The organism is Tetragenococcus halophilus subsp. halophilus DSM 20339 (assembly GCF_003841405.1).
Lineage (GTDB): Bacteria > Bacillota > Bacilli > Lactobacillales > Enterococcaceae > Tetragenococcus > Tetragenococcus halophilus.
The window spans coordinates 1,123,128-1,140,457 of the sequence record NZ_PXYA01000001.1; the positions used below are offsets into that span (position 1 = coordinate 1,123,128).

The following is a 17,330-nucleotide window of genomic DNA, read 5'->3' on the forward strand; positions in this document are numbered from 1 at the left end:
TCCTCCTCTATTATCCATTCACCGGTTTATCTTTAGCCATAAATGAAAAGACAACTAAACCAGCAATTAACAACACACTAGCTAAATAAAAACCAATTTGCATAGAACCTAGGCTATCTGATAAAGCACCAGTAATATATGGCGCTAAAATTGAACCAGACATTCCGATAAAGTTATAAGCACTCAAAGATGTACCCAAAGCTCCTCTTGGCGCATTTTTCGTTACAAAAGTAATCAAAATTGGGTCTAAAGCTAATTTTCCTGTCAAACCATAAATAACTAATACAGTAAGTAAAAGCGGACGATTTGTTACAAAAGCAATCGCAAAGACAGATAACAGCGCAATAGGTACCAATGTATAAACTAAAGGTTTTGCTTTTCCAATTTTGTCATTTACACGAGCAAAAATTAACGCACCTGGGATAGAAGCCCATGGTACAAGTGAAGAAATAAAACCAACGCTTGAACCGGCAAATCCACGTTCTGAAATTAAAAATTCAGGCAACCAAGTAATAATAACAAAGTTAGCATAGATACTAACAAAACATAAAATAAAGGCTGCTAATATAACCTGGATGATTTCTAAAAAGCTTGTGGATAACTTTCGTGCCGAATGAAAGCGTCTTTTTGATGTTATTGAATCATTTCTTTGCCTTTTTTGGCAAATGACGGTGCTGGACAACTTTCTATATCTAAAAGTGAACATACTTCTTCCTAGAATGTCTTTAAGGCGAAAATCAAGACGCTATTTTTTCTTCTTTTTTTCTCATTTTTATAGATTCAGTCGCTGGATTCTGGCAAGAACGTCCCAGAATAAAGTGTCATAAACATTCGTATTCGAAAGATGGATTTGAATTTGTCGTGCATGCGCCGTCATTCTGCCTGCTATATGAAACAGTTTAAAACGGATGGTATCGATCACTGTCGCTTTTTCTGTCGAAGGAAAGGTTAGATGCTTCATCAAGTGAATAATGTTGTAAGCCATAAAACTTAAGGCTAAACGCGCTTGATTGGCGGTAAACGAAGCGCTATCTGTTTTTTCGGCAAAGAAGCCGCCTTTCATTTCTTTAATGAAGTTTTCCATGTTCCCTCGTTTTTGATAGAGTTGAAAAATCGTCTTGGGATCGAGATTCTCAAAGTTTGTAACGATAAACTGAAAATCGCTAAAAAGTAAGGACCCGGCAAGACGAGTGGCTTTCATGGCGACTCGACGTGATTGTCGCCATTTGTTAGCCCGATAGTCCATTAGAAAATATTGCTGTTCGGTTTTCGTATAATCGGTGTCATCTTGATAAAGGACTTGATGTTGAATGTGGTCGAGCAAACGGGCGTTGCTTTTGAGTTTGATCACATAACGGACTTGACGGTCTTCGCAATGGGAAAAAATTTCGGGCTTGGCAAATCCGCTATCTCCACGAACCATGATCAGAGGATCACTGGATCGCTGCTGATATCGATCTAACATCTCCTCGAGATAATCTTCGGCATGGGTAGACGTATAGGATTTTCCGTGACGATGGCGAACATCTAAAGCAAGCCCGGTCAATCCTTCAAAAGTGACAAACGGATGATAGCCATTGATGCCATAGTGATAGATAAACTCGGCTTCTTCTTGTTCCTCGTAGGTGGGACAAGCCGTCGAATCAAAATCGAGCACTAAGTGTTGTGTATTGTCATGGTCTAACCATAGATCCGCTAAGTCTTTGGCTACTTGTGAAAGTTGCGACACATTTTCTGTCGTTAATGTATGCAGAAAGGTCGAAAGCATGGACTGCGAACTAAGGTTTTCTTGTTGAAGCGCTTCTTGAAAGAGGCGATCGTATTGCACTTTATTGGCGTCTCGATCGCGTGAATATCCCGCAATCAATTGATAAAGCCATTGTTTCAAGATTTCTAGCCAGGAATGATGTGAAAATTTGCGGCCATCGTTGATATAAATCCGTTCATTTAATAACTGATCAAAATGAATCTTCTTTAAAAATTCGGCAACCAATACCATTCCGGCATCATTGGTTAAGGCGCCCCCATCATTGGCGATAGAAATTTTCTTTTGAGAATTGAACATTAATGGTTTTTGTTGTAAAGTGAAAGACATAAGAACGCACTCCTTATTGTTATGTTTTGTCGACTTTACAATAACACGAAGTGCGTTCTTTTTGTACACCCAAAAGGTGAAGCAACTAAACTTTTAGAAAAATGAGCATACCAAGGATTGAATCATTCTTGGAAAAATTTATAAATCATTCAGGAATAAAATGTTGTATAAATATTTTCAAACATTTGCTCAACTGCTTTTTTTAAATACTCATTACTTAAATTTTCATTAGCAAGAACCGATCCGGCATACATGCGGTAAATATAGGCAAACTCCTCCTTTGGAAGCTCAATAGAAAATGTTTTCTCTAAAATTTCAACTAATTTCGTCGTCAAATAACTACTTTTCTTATCAATCATAGTAGATAGCTGGATATTTAAATAACTCCCTTTTCTAACGCGCTCAATTAAAACTGCTATATGTAGAATAAATGTAATCGTAGAAAAATCATTCATTTCAATCTCTTCTTTTCGATGAAAAGACACAATTAATTTTGAGAGCTGTTTTAAATTACTTTTTTCAAAATAATCTGAGTATGCCTCTAAGTCTAATTTATTTTCTTCAACTTCTTGATTTAAAAAGCGATTAAAAATTTTTCGTTTATCTTCTTCTTTGCCTTGAATAAATATTTGGTTGTTTTTCCGCTGTATTGGTAAAGAAGAACTATTGTCTTTTAACAACATATAGTTAAGGTCTTTTATATATCGATTTAAGGTAGATTCGCTAATAAAAAATAAATCCGCTAAATCATAAAAATTACAACTTTTATGATCTAATAGTTGTAAAAGCAAGTCATATAAAGCATTAGGACTATCATTTTCCATTTGTAACTGTGTATCATTATCCAATTGCTTCTTAAAGTAAAAGCCTATCCCATTTTTTGAAACAATTTTATTACTATCTAATGATAAATTAATTTGTTGTATATCATTACGAACTGTTTTAATAGATACTTCTAGGGTTCCTGCCAATTCCTTAGCCGTTAGTGGTTGTTTTGCAACTGCTAGGTATTTTACTAGTCTTTTTTGCCTGGACAAGATATTAGCCATCGTCTTTCCCCCTCAAAAGCAATTAATTTATTAATTATAACAACTTTTTATCTAGTAGTTATCTATAACTAACAAACAGAACTGCCTTAAACACAGTCCTGTTTGTTTTTTCCTATCAATATAAATCTAATTACCCATAACAATCAGCTTATAACCTTCATCATTAAAATTCATTCTTCTGAAACTGTTTCACTTTCTAGTTTAATTAAATTTTTTTCGTATACTTTTAAAAATGGGTAGTAGATTAAGCCATCAATAACAATCAACAAAATAACAAGGACTACTGCTCGCCAATCCATTGTCGATAAAAATGCCCCAATAGGCGCAGGCATTTGCCAAGAAAAAACTGCAAAAGTTTTGCCGACTATTCCTCCTGCCATACACAAGTAAGTAACAATTCCATTAAATACAGAAGTAAAAATAAATGGGAAGAAGAAAATTGGGTTTAACATTAAAGGTGTTCCAAAAATCATTGGCTCAGAAAGCCCGAATATTGAAGGAATAAAACCAACCTTTCCCACTGTGCTTAGTTGTTTTGATCTTGAAAAGATCATTAGTAATGACAAAGCTAAAACCGATCCTGATCCACCAATAATCACAAAATAAGTCCAAAATGGTGTTGTGAAAATCCTTGATAGATCACTCCCTGCCACTTTTTCCGCTGCGTTAATCGACAAATTCCCATCACGAATAGGACCTAATATTCCAGCTAAAGCAGCATCATGAATACCAAAAAACCAGAATAAATGAATCAAGAAAATACTTAAAATTGTAAATGGCAGACTATCTGCTGCTTGCAAACTAGGGGACATCGCTTCATATATAAATTGGACAGCAGTTGTATTAAAATTATGGAAAATAACGAATAAAATCGCAAAAAAGGTCATTAATATTACACCTGGAACTAATGCTGCAAACGTTTCTGATAACGAGGCAGGAACACTATCTGGCATAGTGATACGACCTATATTTTTTTTACGCATCCAATGATAGCCTTCCACAGTAACAATAGCTACAAAAAGGGCCATTAGTATTCCTCGTCCGTCTAAAAAGCTAATTTCTACTTCGTTTCCTTCCCACCCCATCTTCATGGGTGTTAATACTAGCATTAAAAAACCCGCAATGGCAAACATCATCGGTCTTAAAACATCTTCTTTGTAATGACGACACAAAAAGTAGACAACACCCATACATATAAACAATGACATTGCGTTAAGAGTTAGTCCGCTAATCCAGTTTAAAGCTAAACTGTTTTTTTCTGCAAAATCTGCCCAAGCAAGTAAAAAAATATTGGTTGTATCCTCTGTTACAGGAGCTGCATTTAAAATAATGGGAATTGAACCAAATAGAGTAATAGGTAACATTGACATAAAAGCATCCCTTATGGCTTTTAAATGTCTTTGTTGACTTAGCTTATTAGCTAAAACTTGAAACCTACTTTTCGATACGTATCCCTTGGTATACCAAGGATCTCATGCACAAAATTAACTTCAACCTGCTTGCTTGAGCTGTTTTTGTATAGAGGAAGGTAGTTTTTCAAGGAACTGTTCGATAATGTTATTTAATACGGCTTCATCCAAAACATATTCATCCGCAAAAGCTTCTTGGAATAAAACGAGTAATTGCAGAATGGCTTCCGATACAGAAAGCTCAGAAAGCTCATCAATGAGAAGATAAAATAACTCGCCAAGCGTTCGGTCGTCTTTACTTTCACGTTCTTGCACCGCTAGGATCATATAACCGATAGCTACCAGTGTCGTATGCGCAAAGATCCCGTCATAAGAAATCCCTTGGTACTTGGCTAATTTTAAGTATTGTTTGCACATCTTGAAGTAGACTTCCACCGACCAGCGTCTAGCATAGAGCTGAATGATCTCGTCTTCGGTCAGATCGATATCGGTCGAAGCTAAGACCAAATAGTCGTTTCGTTTATTGCGATTGCGAATATATACCAACTTAATGGGAAGGATTTTCCCTTCTACGACAGCTTCTACTTGGACACTCAAAAGATAGCGAGAACGACCGCGGCGCTTTTTATTTCGTTTGAAGATTTCTTTGACATCCATCTTTTGGCCTTGATAACGGTAGTAGATCTTTTGACTACGTTTGACCATCGCTACGCAGTGGCATTTCAGGTCACGGATCTGTTGGAACATTTTGGGACTGGAAAACCAAGTATCGAATAAGACATAATCCGCATGGATCCCTTGGTTCAAAGCCGATCGAAGCAGTTCCAGTGTCACTTCTGTGCCTTTACGAAGCGCTTGAGCTTTACGTTTCCCCCTATTCGTGCGTTGGTCCCCGATATCAAGATCAGATTGGAGCTTTCTTTTCCCGGAGAGCAAGGAAAAAGCGACGGGGACAAAGCTGTTGCCATCACTCCAGCCTAATTGTAAATAACGAAATCCTTTGAAATATTTTTTCTTGGCATGGTCGTATTGTAAAGCGGCACATTCCACTTTTTTCGCATTCGAGCGGGTATACATGGAGTCATCCACGATAAATGTGGTTTTTCGGGCATCATCCGTCAATGGACGTAGGAAAGTAATGACGGATTTAGCCACTAAGATCAGTGATTTTTGCCAATGAATGTGCGGATCATTCAAAACGTTGCGAAATGTTTTATCTGAAAATGATAGCTGTTCCTTTTGCTTTTGGTAAAACCGATAGGTAGAACCGTTGGTAAAGATCGAGGCCAATAAAAAAGAAAAAATAACAGGAACCGAAAAACCCCTTTTATGGACTGCGTTTGATTTTTTCAACGCAGAAGCTACATGGAACCGATGAAAAAAATCAGACACAGAGGTAGAAATTTTTTCTGAATTTGACGTTTTTTGTGTTATAATTGACATGGCATGAACACTCCTTGGTTATTGGTTTTTTGGTAATTCTATTATACCAAGTTTTGAGTCGTTCATGCTATTTTTGTATCAAAAAACGTTTATTTATCAAGGGATGAACTGTATTTTTGAACTTTCAAGTTTTAGTTATTAGCTATTGGAGATATATATTGATCCATTTTTGCACTAATACTATCAAAATTCATCTTTATTTACTCTCCAATCAATTTTTTTATATCTTCGTACACACCTTTTCCATCCATAATGCCGTATTTCATAGGGGAAATCGCCTCAACGGGTACGTCTACTGCATCTTGAATTTGAGGCTTTAAAAAACGTATTTGCGGGCCAATCAATACTAAAGAAACGTCCTTTAAGTAATCCTTATATTCTGCTTCACTATACGCTTTTACTTCTAAAGTATGATCTGAAGCTGCTTCAATTTTCTTAGCTAACATCCCAGTAGACATTCCTGCATTACAAACTAATATAATTTTTTTCATCACCTTTTACTCCCTTAGTTAATTTTTTTACGTTTAATCTTTTTTCCATTACTTTCTATAATTTCTTTAAACCAATAAAATGAAGCCTTAGGTTTTCTTACTTGTTCTTTTTGGAAATCAATTGCTACAAGACCATAACGTTTTTCCACACCATTTTTCCACGAATATAAATCAAAAGAAGCCCAGGCAAAATAGCCACGTATCTCCACTCCATAATCTATGGCATTCATCATTGCGTTAATGTGATCGTTCATAAATGAAATACGGTAGTCATCATTTACTTGTTCTACCTCAATATTTTCACGAACTCCTACCCCGTTTTCTGTTACGTAAATTGGCAAATGATATCTCTCCCAGGCTTCTATCAGTCCATCTTGTAAACCTTTAGGATAAATTTCAGTGTCCCAAGCGGTAAACTCACTATTAGGATCTCTTACTTGTTCAAACCACCCTTTAATAACAACTTTACTTTCTCCAGGTTTTCCAGAATGATTAAAAACTAGTTGCGTTTCTCCAGAAGTATAAGGTTTAACTAAAGCACGAGCGTAGTAATTTAACCCAATAAAATCAACCGTATTTTCTTTAATAACTTTTAAATGCTCTTGCTTCATGAAACTAATATCATAGTTTTCGGATAATTTCGCTATTAAATCAATTGGAAACTCCCCTAAAACTGCAGTGTCTAGAACCCAGTTATTACTATAGTTATCCGCATAGCGCATTGCAACGAGTGTTTCAATTGAATTATCTACACCATTTACCGGCGTATAACTGTGCACAATACCTATTTCGCCGTCGTATTTTCCCTGACGGAAAGAACGAACACCTAATGCACTAGCAAACATAACATTATAAGCAGCAATCATTGTTTTCTGTACATCTTGCAAACCTGGTGGATAATTTCCTATAAAATAACCATTAACAACAAACCATTTGGGTTCATTAAAAGTTGACCAATAACGTACTTTTTTACCAAAATTTTCAAAACAAACTTTAGCATAATGTTCAAAAGTGTAAGCTACTTCTAAGTTTAACCAACCCCCTTCATCTTCCCAATATTGAGGTAAATCCCAATGGTATAACGTGACAAAGGGTTCGATATCATTTTTGTGACAAGCGTCTAATACACGTTGATAAAATTCAATCCCTCGTTGATTTACCTCACCTTCTTTATTTTTTATAATTCTTGGCCACGATAACGAAAAACGGTAAGCATTTTGTCCTCCTTTTTTCATCATACGAATATCTTCTTCAAAATGATGATAATGGTCACTAGCGATATCTCCATTTTCCAAGTTATTCTCATGCAAATAGCGGTCCCACATAGATTCTACTTTCCCATCTAAATTCCAAGCACCTTCACATTGATAAGAAGCTGTTGCGCTCCCCCATAAAAAATTATTATTCATTAATAGTCTCCTTCCATTTATATAGTTCAGCTAATTCACCAATCATATCTATTGCAATATCTGTCGATGATAAATGACCTTCAGCGTGGATCATTAGTAAATCAACATCTTTCATACGTTCTTCTGATGAAAGCTTGCGTAACATTTCAGCGTGTGCACGATGCCCAATACGAAGCTCATTTTTTGCCAATTTATATTTTTGATCAAATGTTTCTATATCCCCTTCTTTTACTGCTTTAAGTGCTTCATAAGCTTCACTTTTAGCATTACCAATATGTAAGATGATTGTCATAGAATCTAATTCATTACTTTCGTTTTTTTCACTCATTTCCTTTCCCCCTTCCTTCTATTACAAATATAAACCGTTTCCAAAAAGAGTTAAATTTTTTATTTTCCACTTTGAAAGTGGAAAATATAGAAGTAGTAAGTTATTCGAGATGTAAACTAAACAAAATAACAACTTCCTGAAAAAATTTTATGAGAAGCTGCTATCTTTTTATTTTATTAATTTTTTCGTCTTTTACCGGTTTATAATTACGAAATCATATGCTAATTAAAAAAAATATGCCCAATTGGCTTCATTACTATAGGTATTAACAGTTAAGCACCCTAGTATTGTAATAATTAAAGAAAAGGATTTATCAAAAACACCATAATTTTATTCTTATTTATTTTCCTTATCAATTCTCAGATTGTTATTTTTATTATAAAATCACTAAGATTTTTCAATTTAAACCTCTCTATTTAATAGGATAAAAAGGCTTAATTTTATTTTGTTAACAATTTTTCTTGGCGGCTACTTAAGTGATTTTACAAAAAACCTCTTCACATCATTTATTTCTTATTGTACAATTTCTAGTGGCATAAAATACTATATATTGTGCTTAAATATATAATCAAACACTTTATTTAGTGTTTTTTTACTTGATTTATATTGAAAAAGTATTGAATTCATAATAATAACTGGAGGAATGTTTACATAGAAAAGAATATTAAAACAATAAAAATAAGTTAGATTAGTAAATTAGATAAGGTGGACAGGAATATGGAACATAGAAGATTAAACGCGTTATATTTAGCAGAAAATAAATTGCATCAAGTAAGTGATGATTCTAAAGGATTAAAACTTTTTAATTATTTTGTGACTTTTGCGATGGTTATCGTTACAGTATGGGGAAGTTTTAATAATGGTTGGCTGAACCTAGCAAATTTAATGTCATGGTTAGGTCTTATTGGAGTTATCGGGATTGCCTACAGATGGAAAGGGAATTTCTTATTTAATATGAGCCAAAATGTTGTTGGATTCATTGTAAATACCCGAGCAAAGCTATTCGGAGATGCTGCGATGTCTTTATTTTTCTTCGGATCTCAAGTTTGGGGGATTAAAGATTGGTTTGGGCATCAAGATAATGAAGGTAAAGTAACTACCCATTCGAAAACAAACTGGAAACAAGTAAGTATTATGATTTTATTTCTTTCTGTTGGTATTGCTATTGTTTCCTACTTTTTAGGCGGAAATTATATTATATTAGACGCTGTAACGAATGCTACAGCTATTATTGCACAAACGATGCACATGAATAGAAACAAAAACGGTTGGATCATTTGGACATTAACAAATGTTATTTCTATTTATATGTTTACTTCTCTGGGCGTAACACAAGTAGCCGTTATGTACACGGTATTTTGTTTTAATAATGTTAGAGGTTGGATTAATTGGACCGTAGCTGGGGAACAAGAAGAAGTATAAAAAATATATTTTAAGAAAAGAGGACGAACTGTTATGCAACTATAACAATTCGTCCTCTTTTAAATTATTACTTCCAAGTTTGCACACTATTTATTAAAACGAAATACCCGGTATGCTTTTTCTGCTGTTCGTTCTATTAATTGCGAAGTTTGTGCTAAAGCTTCTTTTAAAAGCATAGGTTTGTATATAATTTCTAAAACCAAATCTATTCCTTCATTATACACTTTACTCAAATCATAATCTGCACTTCCAACAATTGCAATAACAGGTAGATTATGTTTTTTAGCTAGTTTAGTGACTCCTATAGGCGCCTTTCCTTGTAATGACTGACCATCCATTTTGCCTTCACCAGTTATAACAAGTGAAGCTTCCCCCATTTTTTCTTCAATAGCTAATAAATCAAGGATTTCATCAATGCCACTCATCATTTTCGCACTACAAAATGCAATCAAAGCTAGGCCCATACCTCCTGCAGCTCCTGCTCCATTTTTGTGAATTAATTTTGTATCAAGTGTTTCTTCAACTTTTTTTCCATAGTTCTCTAATATTTCATCTAGCACCGGTAAATCTTCTTCTAAAGCTCCTTTTTGTGGTCCATAAATATAAGAGGCTCCTTTTTCCCCACATAAGGGATTTGTAACATCGGAAAGAATATTAATAGAAACGTCATTAATTCTTTTATCTAAATGTTTCATTTCTATAGAAAAAATCCGGTTTAATTCTTCAGCTCCAAACCCAATTTCTTCTCCATATGAATCTTTCAAAGACACTCCTAAAGCCTGGACCGCCCCTGCTCCACCATCATTGGTTGCACTTCCACCAATTCCTATGAAAATTTCCTCGACTCCATAATCGAGAGCTTTTTTTATCAATTCTCCAGTACCAAAACTTGTAGTTTTAAATGGGTCCATTACCTCGTTTTCAATCAAATGTAAACCAGACGCTTCAGCCATCTCAATTATTGCGGTCTTTCCTTCATTAAGTAGACCAAATTTTGCTTTAACTGTATTACCATAAGGACCTATAACTTCTACATATTCATATTCTCCATTTAGCCCGATTACCAACGAATCTACCGTTCCTTCTCCACCGTCAGCAATCGGAAATTTTAGAACTTCACATACTGGATTTATTTTTAAAATTCCGTTTTCTATATACTGAGCGACTTCATAAGAAGAAGCACTTCCTTTAAAAGAATCACTAGCGATAATTATTTTCTGTTTATTTATATCCATGCTATCAAACAACCCTTATCATAATTTACTTATTATTAATAGATTAACGGACAAACCCTGCCTTACTTAATTCGCTTTCCATTTTTTTACGTAATTGTCCCTTAGAAGAGGTCACTGGTAAAACAGGATTTCCCATATTTAAGTCCATTATATTAGCCATGTCTTTTGTAGCTGCAGGAAAAGTCGCTTCGTTCTGAGAAAGTCTTATCGGATTTAAAATAAGTTGGTTTTCTAGCGCTCCTGTGTAATCTCCTTTTTCATACTTGTCATAAATACCATTTACTAATTCTCCAAGCATATTTGACGTTGAACAAACAGCACCTGCTGCTCCTACACATAAAGCTGGATAAACTAAAGTATCTTTTCCCGCAAAAGTTTTAAAGTCGAGATCTTTAGTTTGCCGAATAAACTCAAACAATTGTGTGAAGTCTCCACTTGAATCTTTTATCCCTACTATATTTGTAACATCTCTTGCTAATTTTGATACTAAATCTGCTGAAATAGTATACCCAGTCTTTCCGGGATTATTATATAAAAGAACTGGGATCTCTGGTACAGTGGAAGCAATTGATTTAAAGTGCTGATATAATTCTTCACTAGTTGGATCAATAAACATAGGCTGTAAAATAGAAATTCCGTCTACATTTAGTTCTTCTGCCATTTTAGCTAGTTCTATACATTTTTTCGTCCGTATTTCTCCTATTCCAAAATAAACAGGGACTCTGTGGTTTGTTTGTTCCAAAACAATTTCAATCACTTTTTTCATTTCTTTTTCGTTAAACATAAAAAATTCGCCATTACTTCCGAAGATTAAAATCCCGTGTACTCCGTTTTCAATTACATGTTCTACTATGAATTTTAATTTTTCTTCATCTATTTCTTCCTCATTAGTGATAGGTGTAATAAGAGGGACAATTATCCCCTTTAAATTATCTGTATTCATTTCTAATCTCCTTTTTTGCTTCACTCTTCAAGAAAAATAATATCTCTGTCGATTTAGAAGAACCTAAATTGACAGAGATAACTATATCTATCTAACGAAAGACGGCTTTTTATTATCAAAAGTCCAATTAGGGATCAGATATTTCATTGCTATCGAATCATCTCTAGTTCCAAGGTTGTTTTGAACATAGAGCTTGTTTGCTTCTTTTATTTTATCCATATCCACTTCAATCCCTAAACCAACCATATCTCTAGGAATATCAATACTTCCGTTTTTAATCTTCATGGCATTTTTCGTTAAATCTTGCCCATCTTGCCAAATCCAGTGTGTATCTATGGCATTTACATTTCCTGGCGCTGCAGCAGCTGTATGAGCAACCATAGCTAAAGAAATATCAAAATGATTATTAGAGTGAGCGCCCCACGTCATACCGAAATCATGAGATAATTGCGCGACCCTAACAGAACCTTCCATTGTCCAAAAATGAGGATCAGCTAACGGGATATCTACACTGTCTAAGGTTACAGAGTGCCTCATTTGTCTCCAATCTGTAGCTACCATATTCGTGGCTGTTGGAAGACCCGTGGCTTTCTTAAATTCTGACATTATCTCTCGTGAAGAGAATTCGTCTTCTGCTCCACAAGGATCTTCTACATATGTCAAAGTGCCATGCATATCTTTACATAGCTCGATTGCTTCATTTAAAGACCATGCCCCATTTGGGTCTAGCGTAATTCGAGCATTAGGATAAGCTTCTTTTAATGCTTTTATTGCCTCTATTTCTTCTTTTCCATCGAAGACACCGCCTTTTAATTTAAAATCTTTAAAACCATAACGGTCATAAGCGGCTTTCGCTAGTTGAACAATTGAATCTGGAGTAACTGCTTCTTCCCTTCGAAGCTTGCCCCAATCATCAGAAGTATCATCATTTTCAATATATGGTAAATCGGTTCGGTCTTTGTTTCCTACATAGAAAAGGTAACCAAGGACTTCTACTTTTTCCCGAACTTGACCATCGCCCATTAAAGCAGCTACCGGCACTTCAAAATGCTTACCAAGTAAATCTAATAAAGGAGCCTCCACAGCTGTCATAACATGTACAGTCGTTCGTAGATCAAAAGTTTGCGTGCCTCTGCCACTACTATCTAACTTGATATATTTTTCTTTGATATCACGTAAAACATTCTTATATTCTCCAATGCTTCTTCCAACAACGAGCTCTTTAGCGTCCATTAAAGTATTAGTTATCTTTTGTCCGCCCGGAACTTCTCCTACGCCAATTTCACCGTTATCTGCTTCCAAGATTACAATATTGCGTGTAAAAAATGGCCCATGCGCTCCACTTAAATTTAATAACATACTATCATAGCCAGCTACTGGATAAACAGTCATTTCTCTTACTTTAGGAGTTGTATTCACTTTTAATTCTTCCTTTCTTTATTTATTTAGTACTTTCAACGCTTTACTCCTTAACTGTTTTTATTCACTTTCAATAGTTATATTATTAATTTTTTCAAAATATTGAGCAACGCTTGCGTGGTCTTTTCCTTCAAGCCCGTCTATCTTAAGCGATTGCATAATTTCCATTAATTGAGCAGTAATTGGAATTGAAGCATTTACATCATGTGATGTATCTAAAGCATTCTGCAAATCTTTAATATGAAGTTGTATTCTAAAACCTGGTTCAAAGTTCCTATCTAAAATCATAGGCATTTTAGCATCCATTACTGTACTTCCTGCCAGTCCACCACGAATAGCTTCAAAAACTAGCTTTGGATCCGCTCCTGCTTTTTTAACAAAAGTCATTGCCTCACCTACCGCTGCTATGTTTGTAGCGACCACCATCTGGTTAGCTAATTTAGTAATATTTCCTGCGCCTACTTCACCAACATAAGTTACTGAACCAGCCATTGTCATCATTAAGTCATAATATTTATCAAATACTGATTTATCTCCTCCAACCATTACGGCAATAGTTCCATCAACGGCCTTTGGTTCTCCACCAGATACTGGAGCATCTAAAAAGTCAACGTTTAATTCTTCTAGTTTAGTAGAAAATTCTTGGCTCGCTACAGGAGAAATTGAGCTCATGTCAATAACAGTTTTTCCACTCGATAAACCTTCAGCAATCCCATTTTCATCAAAAAGTGCAGCATCCACATTAGGAGAGTTTGGTAACATCGTGATAATAACGTCTGTTTTCTCTGCTACTTCTTTTCCGCTGCTAGCTTTGTTCGCTCCTTCATTAGCAAGTTCAGTTATTGAATTCTCATTGAAATCAAAAACTAAAACATCATAACCCGCTTTTAAAACATTTTTTGCCATAGGCTTGCCCATAATTCCTAGTCCGATAAATCCTATATACATTTCACATTCTCCTTTATTGTTTTATTTATCTACTTGAAAATTATAATTATTTAAGTAACAGGGGCGGGATTAAAAATCGCTAATTGATTATATAATCCATGCTTTTCAGATTTCACTTCTTTTTTCCCACTAGCTACTTCAATAATTGTTTCAAATATTTCTTCGCCAACTTCTTTAATTGTTTTTTCACCTGCTGCAATTGTTCCAGCATTTACATCTAGCAAATCTTCCCACTTGTTATATAAACCGTTATTTGATGCTACTTTAATTACTGGTGCTTGTCGTAAATTGTAAGGAGTTCCTCTTCCAGTAGAAAAGACTTGAAGCGTCATACCGGAAGCTAATTGCTCTGATCCACAAACAAAATCACTAGCCGGAGTAGCTGCAAACGATAATCCAGATTTTTTAATTCTTTCTCCTGGAGAAAGTACATCTACAATTTCAGAAGTTCCCGACTTAGCCACCGAACCCATTGACTTTTCAATAATAGTCGAAAGTCCTCCTTTTTTATTTCCAGGAGTTGTATTTGCAGAACGGTCTACCTTTGATTTTTTAAGATAATTATCATACCATAGCATTTCGGCTATCAATTTTTCTCTTAGTTCTTTATTTCTTATCCTCTTAAATAGTGAGTGAACAGCATCACGTACCTCCGTCACTTCCGAAAACATTACCTTAGCCTTATGTTGTACTAATAAATCTGCTGCGTATCCTATAGCAGGGTTGGCTGTCACTCCAGAAAGCGCGTCACTTCCACCACATTGCAAACCTATAACCAAATGGCTTAAATCGCATAGCACTCTCTTACGTTTGTTTAAGCGCTTTATCAACACCTCAGCTTTTTTACAAATAGCATCCATCATTTTGTAAAAACCCTTATAATCTTGTAAAGTAATTAAATAGTCATTTTCGTTTAGATGACTCGTATTGAAAGCTCCTTGTGGGATAAGCTTTTCACATCCAAGTGAAACAACCAATCTCTCTTCTCCAAAATTTGGGTTTTCAGCTATGTTTCTGATAGTCCTTTTTGGTATATCAGCGTTTTCCCCATCAATAGCTATACCACAACCATAAATATGGTTAATTGCTATCACATCGTCTACATTAGGATACTTAGGTAAGATTTCTTGTTTTATTTTTTCAACTGCTTTATTTACTACTCCCTCAGTACATTGAACAGTTGTATTAATAGCTAAAATATTTCTAGTGCCTGCTGTGCCATCTTTATTAAGATACCCCATAAAATACCTTTTTTTGACAGCCTTTCCTCTAAACCGATATTCTTTATCAGGCTCATCAGATTTAATTGAATAGTTTGCAATGTCTACTGGTTCTAAGACATGCATCTTATCTTCATTAATCCACCCCCCTTCACTAATAGTTGCGTTAGCGTAACCTATCGTTTCACCATAACGGATAATTGGCTCATCTTTTTTTATGCTACTCAATGCTACTTTATGTCCATATGGTATTTCTTCTAATACTTTCACTCCATTTAAAAGAACACCCCCTGGACTGAGTCCTGTTGAGGTAACAACTGTACAAACGTTGTCCCTTTCATCAACTTTTATAGCATTTTGTTTTCTACTCATCGCAAATATCCTTTCTTAACCTACAAAAGCGTTAGCAACTAGCACTACTACCAATGCAGTCCCTGCTCCTACAAATGAAACTACAGTCTTACACATAAACTGGTCTTTTATGTTTTTCAAACCATATAAACCGTTAAATACCCAAAATCCGCTATCATTAAAATAACTAAAAGATACTGCCCCAGCACAAGTAGACATTCCTACAAGAGTAGAATCTAACCCTAACTGAGAGACTAATGGTGCTGTTAAAGTGGCTGCAGTTACTAAAGCCACTGTCGCACTTCCTAAAGAAATCCGCATTACTGCAGCAATAATAAACGGAATTAAGATCCCTGGAATATTTAATGAAATAATAGCTTCTCCTAGTGCATTTCCAATTCCAGCATCTTGAACTACATATCCTAAAGCTCCGCCTGCTCCTGTAACAAGCATGATCATTCCCGTTGTTTTTATTCCATCTTCCATAGCACTCATCAATTCATCTTTTGTAAACCTTCTCGCAAGACCATATATAGAAAGAATTAAACCTACAATCAAAGCAATAATCGGATTCCCAATAAATCCGGTTATTGTAGTTAAAGTTCCTTGTATATTTAAAAAGTTCATTACAGTATCAGAAAGAATAAAAATAATCGGAACTATTATTGGTGCAAAAGACATCATCGTATTAGGTAAGTTTTTTTCTTCCATCATCTGTTTAATATTATCAATAGATTTAATATATTCTTCTTTATAATCTTTACGTATATAGCCTGTTCCATCCTCGTTAGGCACTTGATAAATTTTTTTACCTACCCAAATACAATAGATCGTAGAAGCGATAATTGTTGGTATTGTTAGTGCTATACCCGTCATAATCATAATTCCAAGATCAATATTTAATATTCCTGCTACAGTTAAGGGACCCGGGGTAGGTGGAATAAATACATGCGTTAATTGAAGACCAGTAGCAAAGGCCAAACCAAGCCCAACAACGCTTTTCCCAGTAGTTCTAGAAAGAGATTTAGCTAGCGGAGTTAAAATAACTAATCCTGAGTCAGAAAAAACTGGAATAGCCACTATATACCCTGCAAAACTTAAGGCCCATTCTTCTTTTCCTTGTCCGATCAATTTAATGATTGAAAAGGCCATCCTCTCAGCTGCGCCGGATTTTTCTAAAACTGCTCCCATCATGACGCCTAGTCCAATAATAATACCAGTACTTCCAAGAGTACTTCCGAACCCCTCAGTTATGGATTCCATTACGCTTTCAAAAGGCAGACCTCCAATTAGTCCTGTAATTATAGAGGCAATTAATAACGCTACAAACGTGTGAATACGTGTTTTCATTGCCAGAAATATTAAAGTTGCTATACCAATTAATAAACCAACTAATAGTTGCGTGCTACTAACCGTTGCTCCCATCGATTTCTACCACTCCTTTTTTTTAATTTTTCATTTTTCTCAAAAAATTGCTCACTACTGATCATGACAATCGAAATTTGTTACCTGCTAACAACCAAGCATTAGTATCATGTGAATATTTTAGTGATATTAAATTTAGCGCT

At 35.1% G+C, this 17,330-nt stretch carries 13 protein-coding genes and 2 pseudogenes; 1 reads left to right on the forward strand and 14 read right to left on the reverse strand.

Annotated elements, in window-relative coordinates:
* Positions 1-10 precede the first annotated feature (10 nt).
* From C7K42_RS05415 to C7K42_RS05450, 8 genes and pseudogenes are all read right to left on the reverse strand, one after another.
* A pseudogene (locus C7K42_RS05415) lies at positions 11-568 on the reverse strand (MFS transporter); the annotation flags it as partial.
* Positions 569-772: 204 nt separating this feature from the next.
* Positions 773-2,095 (reverse strand): IS1380 family transposase, encoded by a 1,323-nt coding sequence (locus C7K42_RS05420; RefSeq protein ID WP_124175400.1) that lies wholly within the window; start codon positions 2,093-2,095, stop codon positions 773-775.
* A 149-nt stretch (positions 2,096-2,244) separates the two neighbouring features.
* Complete coding sequence (locus C7K42_RS05425; RefSeq protein ID WP_103099820.1) at positions 2,245-3,144, reverse strand: BglG family transcription antiterminator; 900 nt, start codon at positions 3,142-3,144, stop codon at positions 2,245-2,247.
* A 170-nt stretch (positions 3,145-3,314) separates the two neighbouring features.
* Positions 3,315-4,568, reverse strand: a pseudogene (locus C7K42_RS05430) (PTS sugar transporter subunit IIC); the annotation flags it as partial.
* A gap of 66 nt (positions 4,569-4,634) precedes the next feature.
* Entirely contained in the window at positions 4,635-5,996 is a 1,362-nt protein-coding gene (locus C7K42_RS05435) for an IS4-like element ISTeha4 family transposase (protein WP_124175374.1), read from the reverse strand.
* A gap of 200 nt (positions 5,997-6,196) precedes the next feature.
* A complete protein-coding gene (locus C7K42_RS05440) occupies positions 6,197-6,487 on the reverse strand; it encodes a PTS sugar transporter subunit IIB (RefSeq protein WP_014123931.1) in 291 nt (96 codons plus the stop codon).
* Between the two features lie 14 nt (positions 6,488-6,501).
* Positions 6,502-7,896, reverse strand: coding sequence for a glycoside hydrolase family 1 protein (locus C7K42_RS05445; RefSeq protein ID WP_103099898.1), 1,395 nt, complete (start codon positions 7,894-7,896; stop codon positions 6,502-6,504).
* Positions 7,889-8,224, reverse strand: a complete 336-nt coding sequence (locus C7K42_RS05450; RefSeq protein WP_014123929.1) for a PTS lactose/cellobiose transporter subunit IIA — start codon at positions 8,222-8,224, stop codon at positions 7,889-7,891. The genes C7K42_RS05445 and C7K42_RS05450 overlap by 8 nt, the downstream gene beginning before the upstream one ends.
* 717 nt (positions 8,225-8,941) lie before the next feature.
* On the opposite strand from C7K42_RS05450, the gene pnuC reads away from it, so the two are divergent.
* Positions 8,942-9,646, forward strand: coding sequence for a nicotinamide riboside transporter PnuC (gene pnuC, locus C7K42_RS05455; protein ID WP_094243765.1), 705 nt, complete (start codon positions 8,942-8,944; stop codon positions 9,644-9,646).
* 86 nt (positions 9,647-9,732) lie between these two features.
* On the opposite strand, the gene C7K42_RS05460 is transcribed toward pnuC, so the two are convergent.
* The 6 genes from C7K42_RS05460 to C7K42_RS05485 all read right to left on the reverse strand — a co-directional run bounded on the left by C7K42_RS05460 (position 9,733) and on the right by C7K42_RS05485 (position 17,187).
* Entirely contained in the window at positions 9,733-10,881 is a 1,149-nt protein-coding gene (locus C7K42_RS05460) for a glycerate kinase family protein (protein ID WP_014123927.1), read from the reverse strand.
* Between the two features lie 43 nt (positions 10,882-10,924).
* Positions 10,925-11,824, reverse strand: a complete 900-nt coding sequence (locus tag C7K42_RS05465; protein ID WP_014123926.1) for a dihydrodipicolinate synthase family protein — start codon at positions 11,822-11,824, stop codon at positions 10,925-10,927.
* An 87-nt stretch (positions 11,825-11,911) separates the two neighbouring features.
* Positions 11,912-13,216, reverse strand: coding sequence for an enolase C-terminal domain-like protein (locus tag C7K42_RS05470; protein WP_041591897.1), 1,305 nt, complete (start codon positions 13,214-13,216; stop codon positions 11,912-11,914).
* A gap of 87 nt (positions 13,217-13,303) precedes the next feature.
* Positions 13,304-14,191 (reverse strand): 2-hydroxy-3-oxopropionate reductase, encoded by an 888-nt coding sequence (gene garR, locus C7K42_RS05475; protein ID WP_014123924.1) that lies wholly within the window; start codon positions 14,189-14,191, stop codon positions 13,304-13,306.
* 50 nt (positions 14,192-14,241) lie between these two features.
* Complete coding sequence (locus C7K42_RS05480) at positions 14,242-15,783, reverse strand: UxaA family hydrolase (protein WP_014123923.1); 1,542 nt, start codon at positions 15,781-15,783, stop codon at positions 14,242-14,244.
* Positions 15,784-15,798: 15 nt separating this feature from the next.
* On the reverse strand, positions 15,799-17,187 hold the full coding sequence (locus C7K42_RS05485; protein ID WP_103099899.1) for a GntP family permease: 1,389 nt from the start codon (positions 17,185-17,187) through the stop codon (positions 15,799-15,801).
* Between the last annotated feature and the right edge of the window lie 143 nt (positions 17,188-17,330).

Excerpts from the sequence above, each read along its gene's own strand:
- C7K42_RS05420 (WP_124175400.1), bottom strand. The coding sequence starts at position 2,095 with ATGTCTTTCACTTTACAACAAAAACCATTAATGTTCAATTCTCAAAAG.
- C7K42_RS05425 (WP_103099820.1), bottom strand. The coding sequence starts at position 3,144 with ATGGCTAATATCTTGTCCAGGCAAAAAAGACTAGTAAAATACCTAGCA.
- C7K42_RS05435 (WP_124175374.1), bottom strand. The coding sequence starts at position 5,996 with ATGTCAATTATAACACAAAAAACGTCAAATTCAGAAAAAATTTCTACC.
- C7K42_RS05440 (WP_014123931.1), bottom strand. The coding sequence starts at position 6,487 with ATGAAAAAAATTATATTAGTTTGTAATGCAGGAATGTCTACTGGGATG.
- C7K42_RS05445 (WP_103099898.1), bottom strand. The coding sequence starts at position 7,896 with ATGAATAATAATTTTTTATGGGGGAGCGCAACAGCTTCTTATCAATGT.
- C7K42_RS05450 (WP_014123929.1), bottom strand. The coding sequence starts at position 8,224 with ATGAGTGAAAAAAACGAAAGTAATGAATTAGATTCTATGACAATCATC.
- pnuC (WP_094243765.1), top strand. The coding sequence starts at position 8,942 with ATGGAACATAGAAGATTAAACGCGTTATATTTAGCAGAAAATAAATTG.
- C7K42_RS05460 (WP_014123927.1), bottom strand. The coding sequence starts at position 10,881 with ATGGATATAAATAAACAGAAAATAATTATCGCTAGTGATTCTTTTAAA.
- C7K42_RS05465 (WP_014123926.1), bottom strand. The coding sequence starts at position 11,824 with ATGAATACAGATAATTTAAAGGGGATAATTGTCCCTCTTATTACACCT.
- C7K42_RS05470 (WP_041591897.1), bottom strand. The coding sequence starts at position 13,216 with ATGACTGTTTATCCAGTAGCTGGCTATGATAGTATGTTATTAAATTTA.
- garR (WP_014123924.1), bottom strand. The coding sequence starts at position 14,191 with ATGTATATAGGATTTATCGGACTAGGAATTATGGGCAAGCCTATGGCA.
- C7K42_RS05480 (WP_014123923.1), bottom strand. The coding sequence starts at position 15,783 with ATGAGTAGAAAACAAAATGCTATAAAAGTTGATGAAAGGGACAACGTT.
- C7K42_RS05485 (WP_103099899.1), bottom strand. The coding sequence starts at position 17,187 with ATGGGAGCAACGGTTAGTAGCACGCAACTATTAGTTGGTTTATTAATT.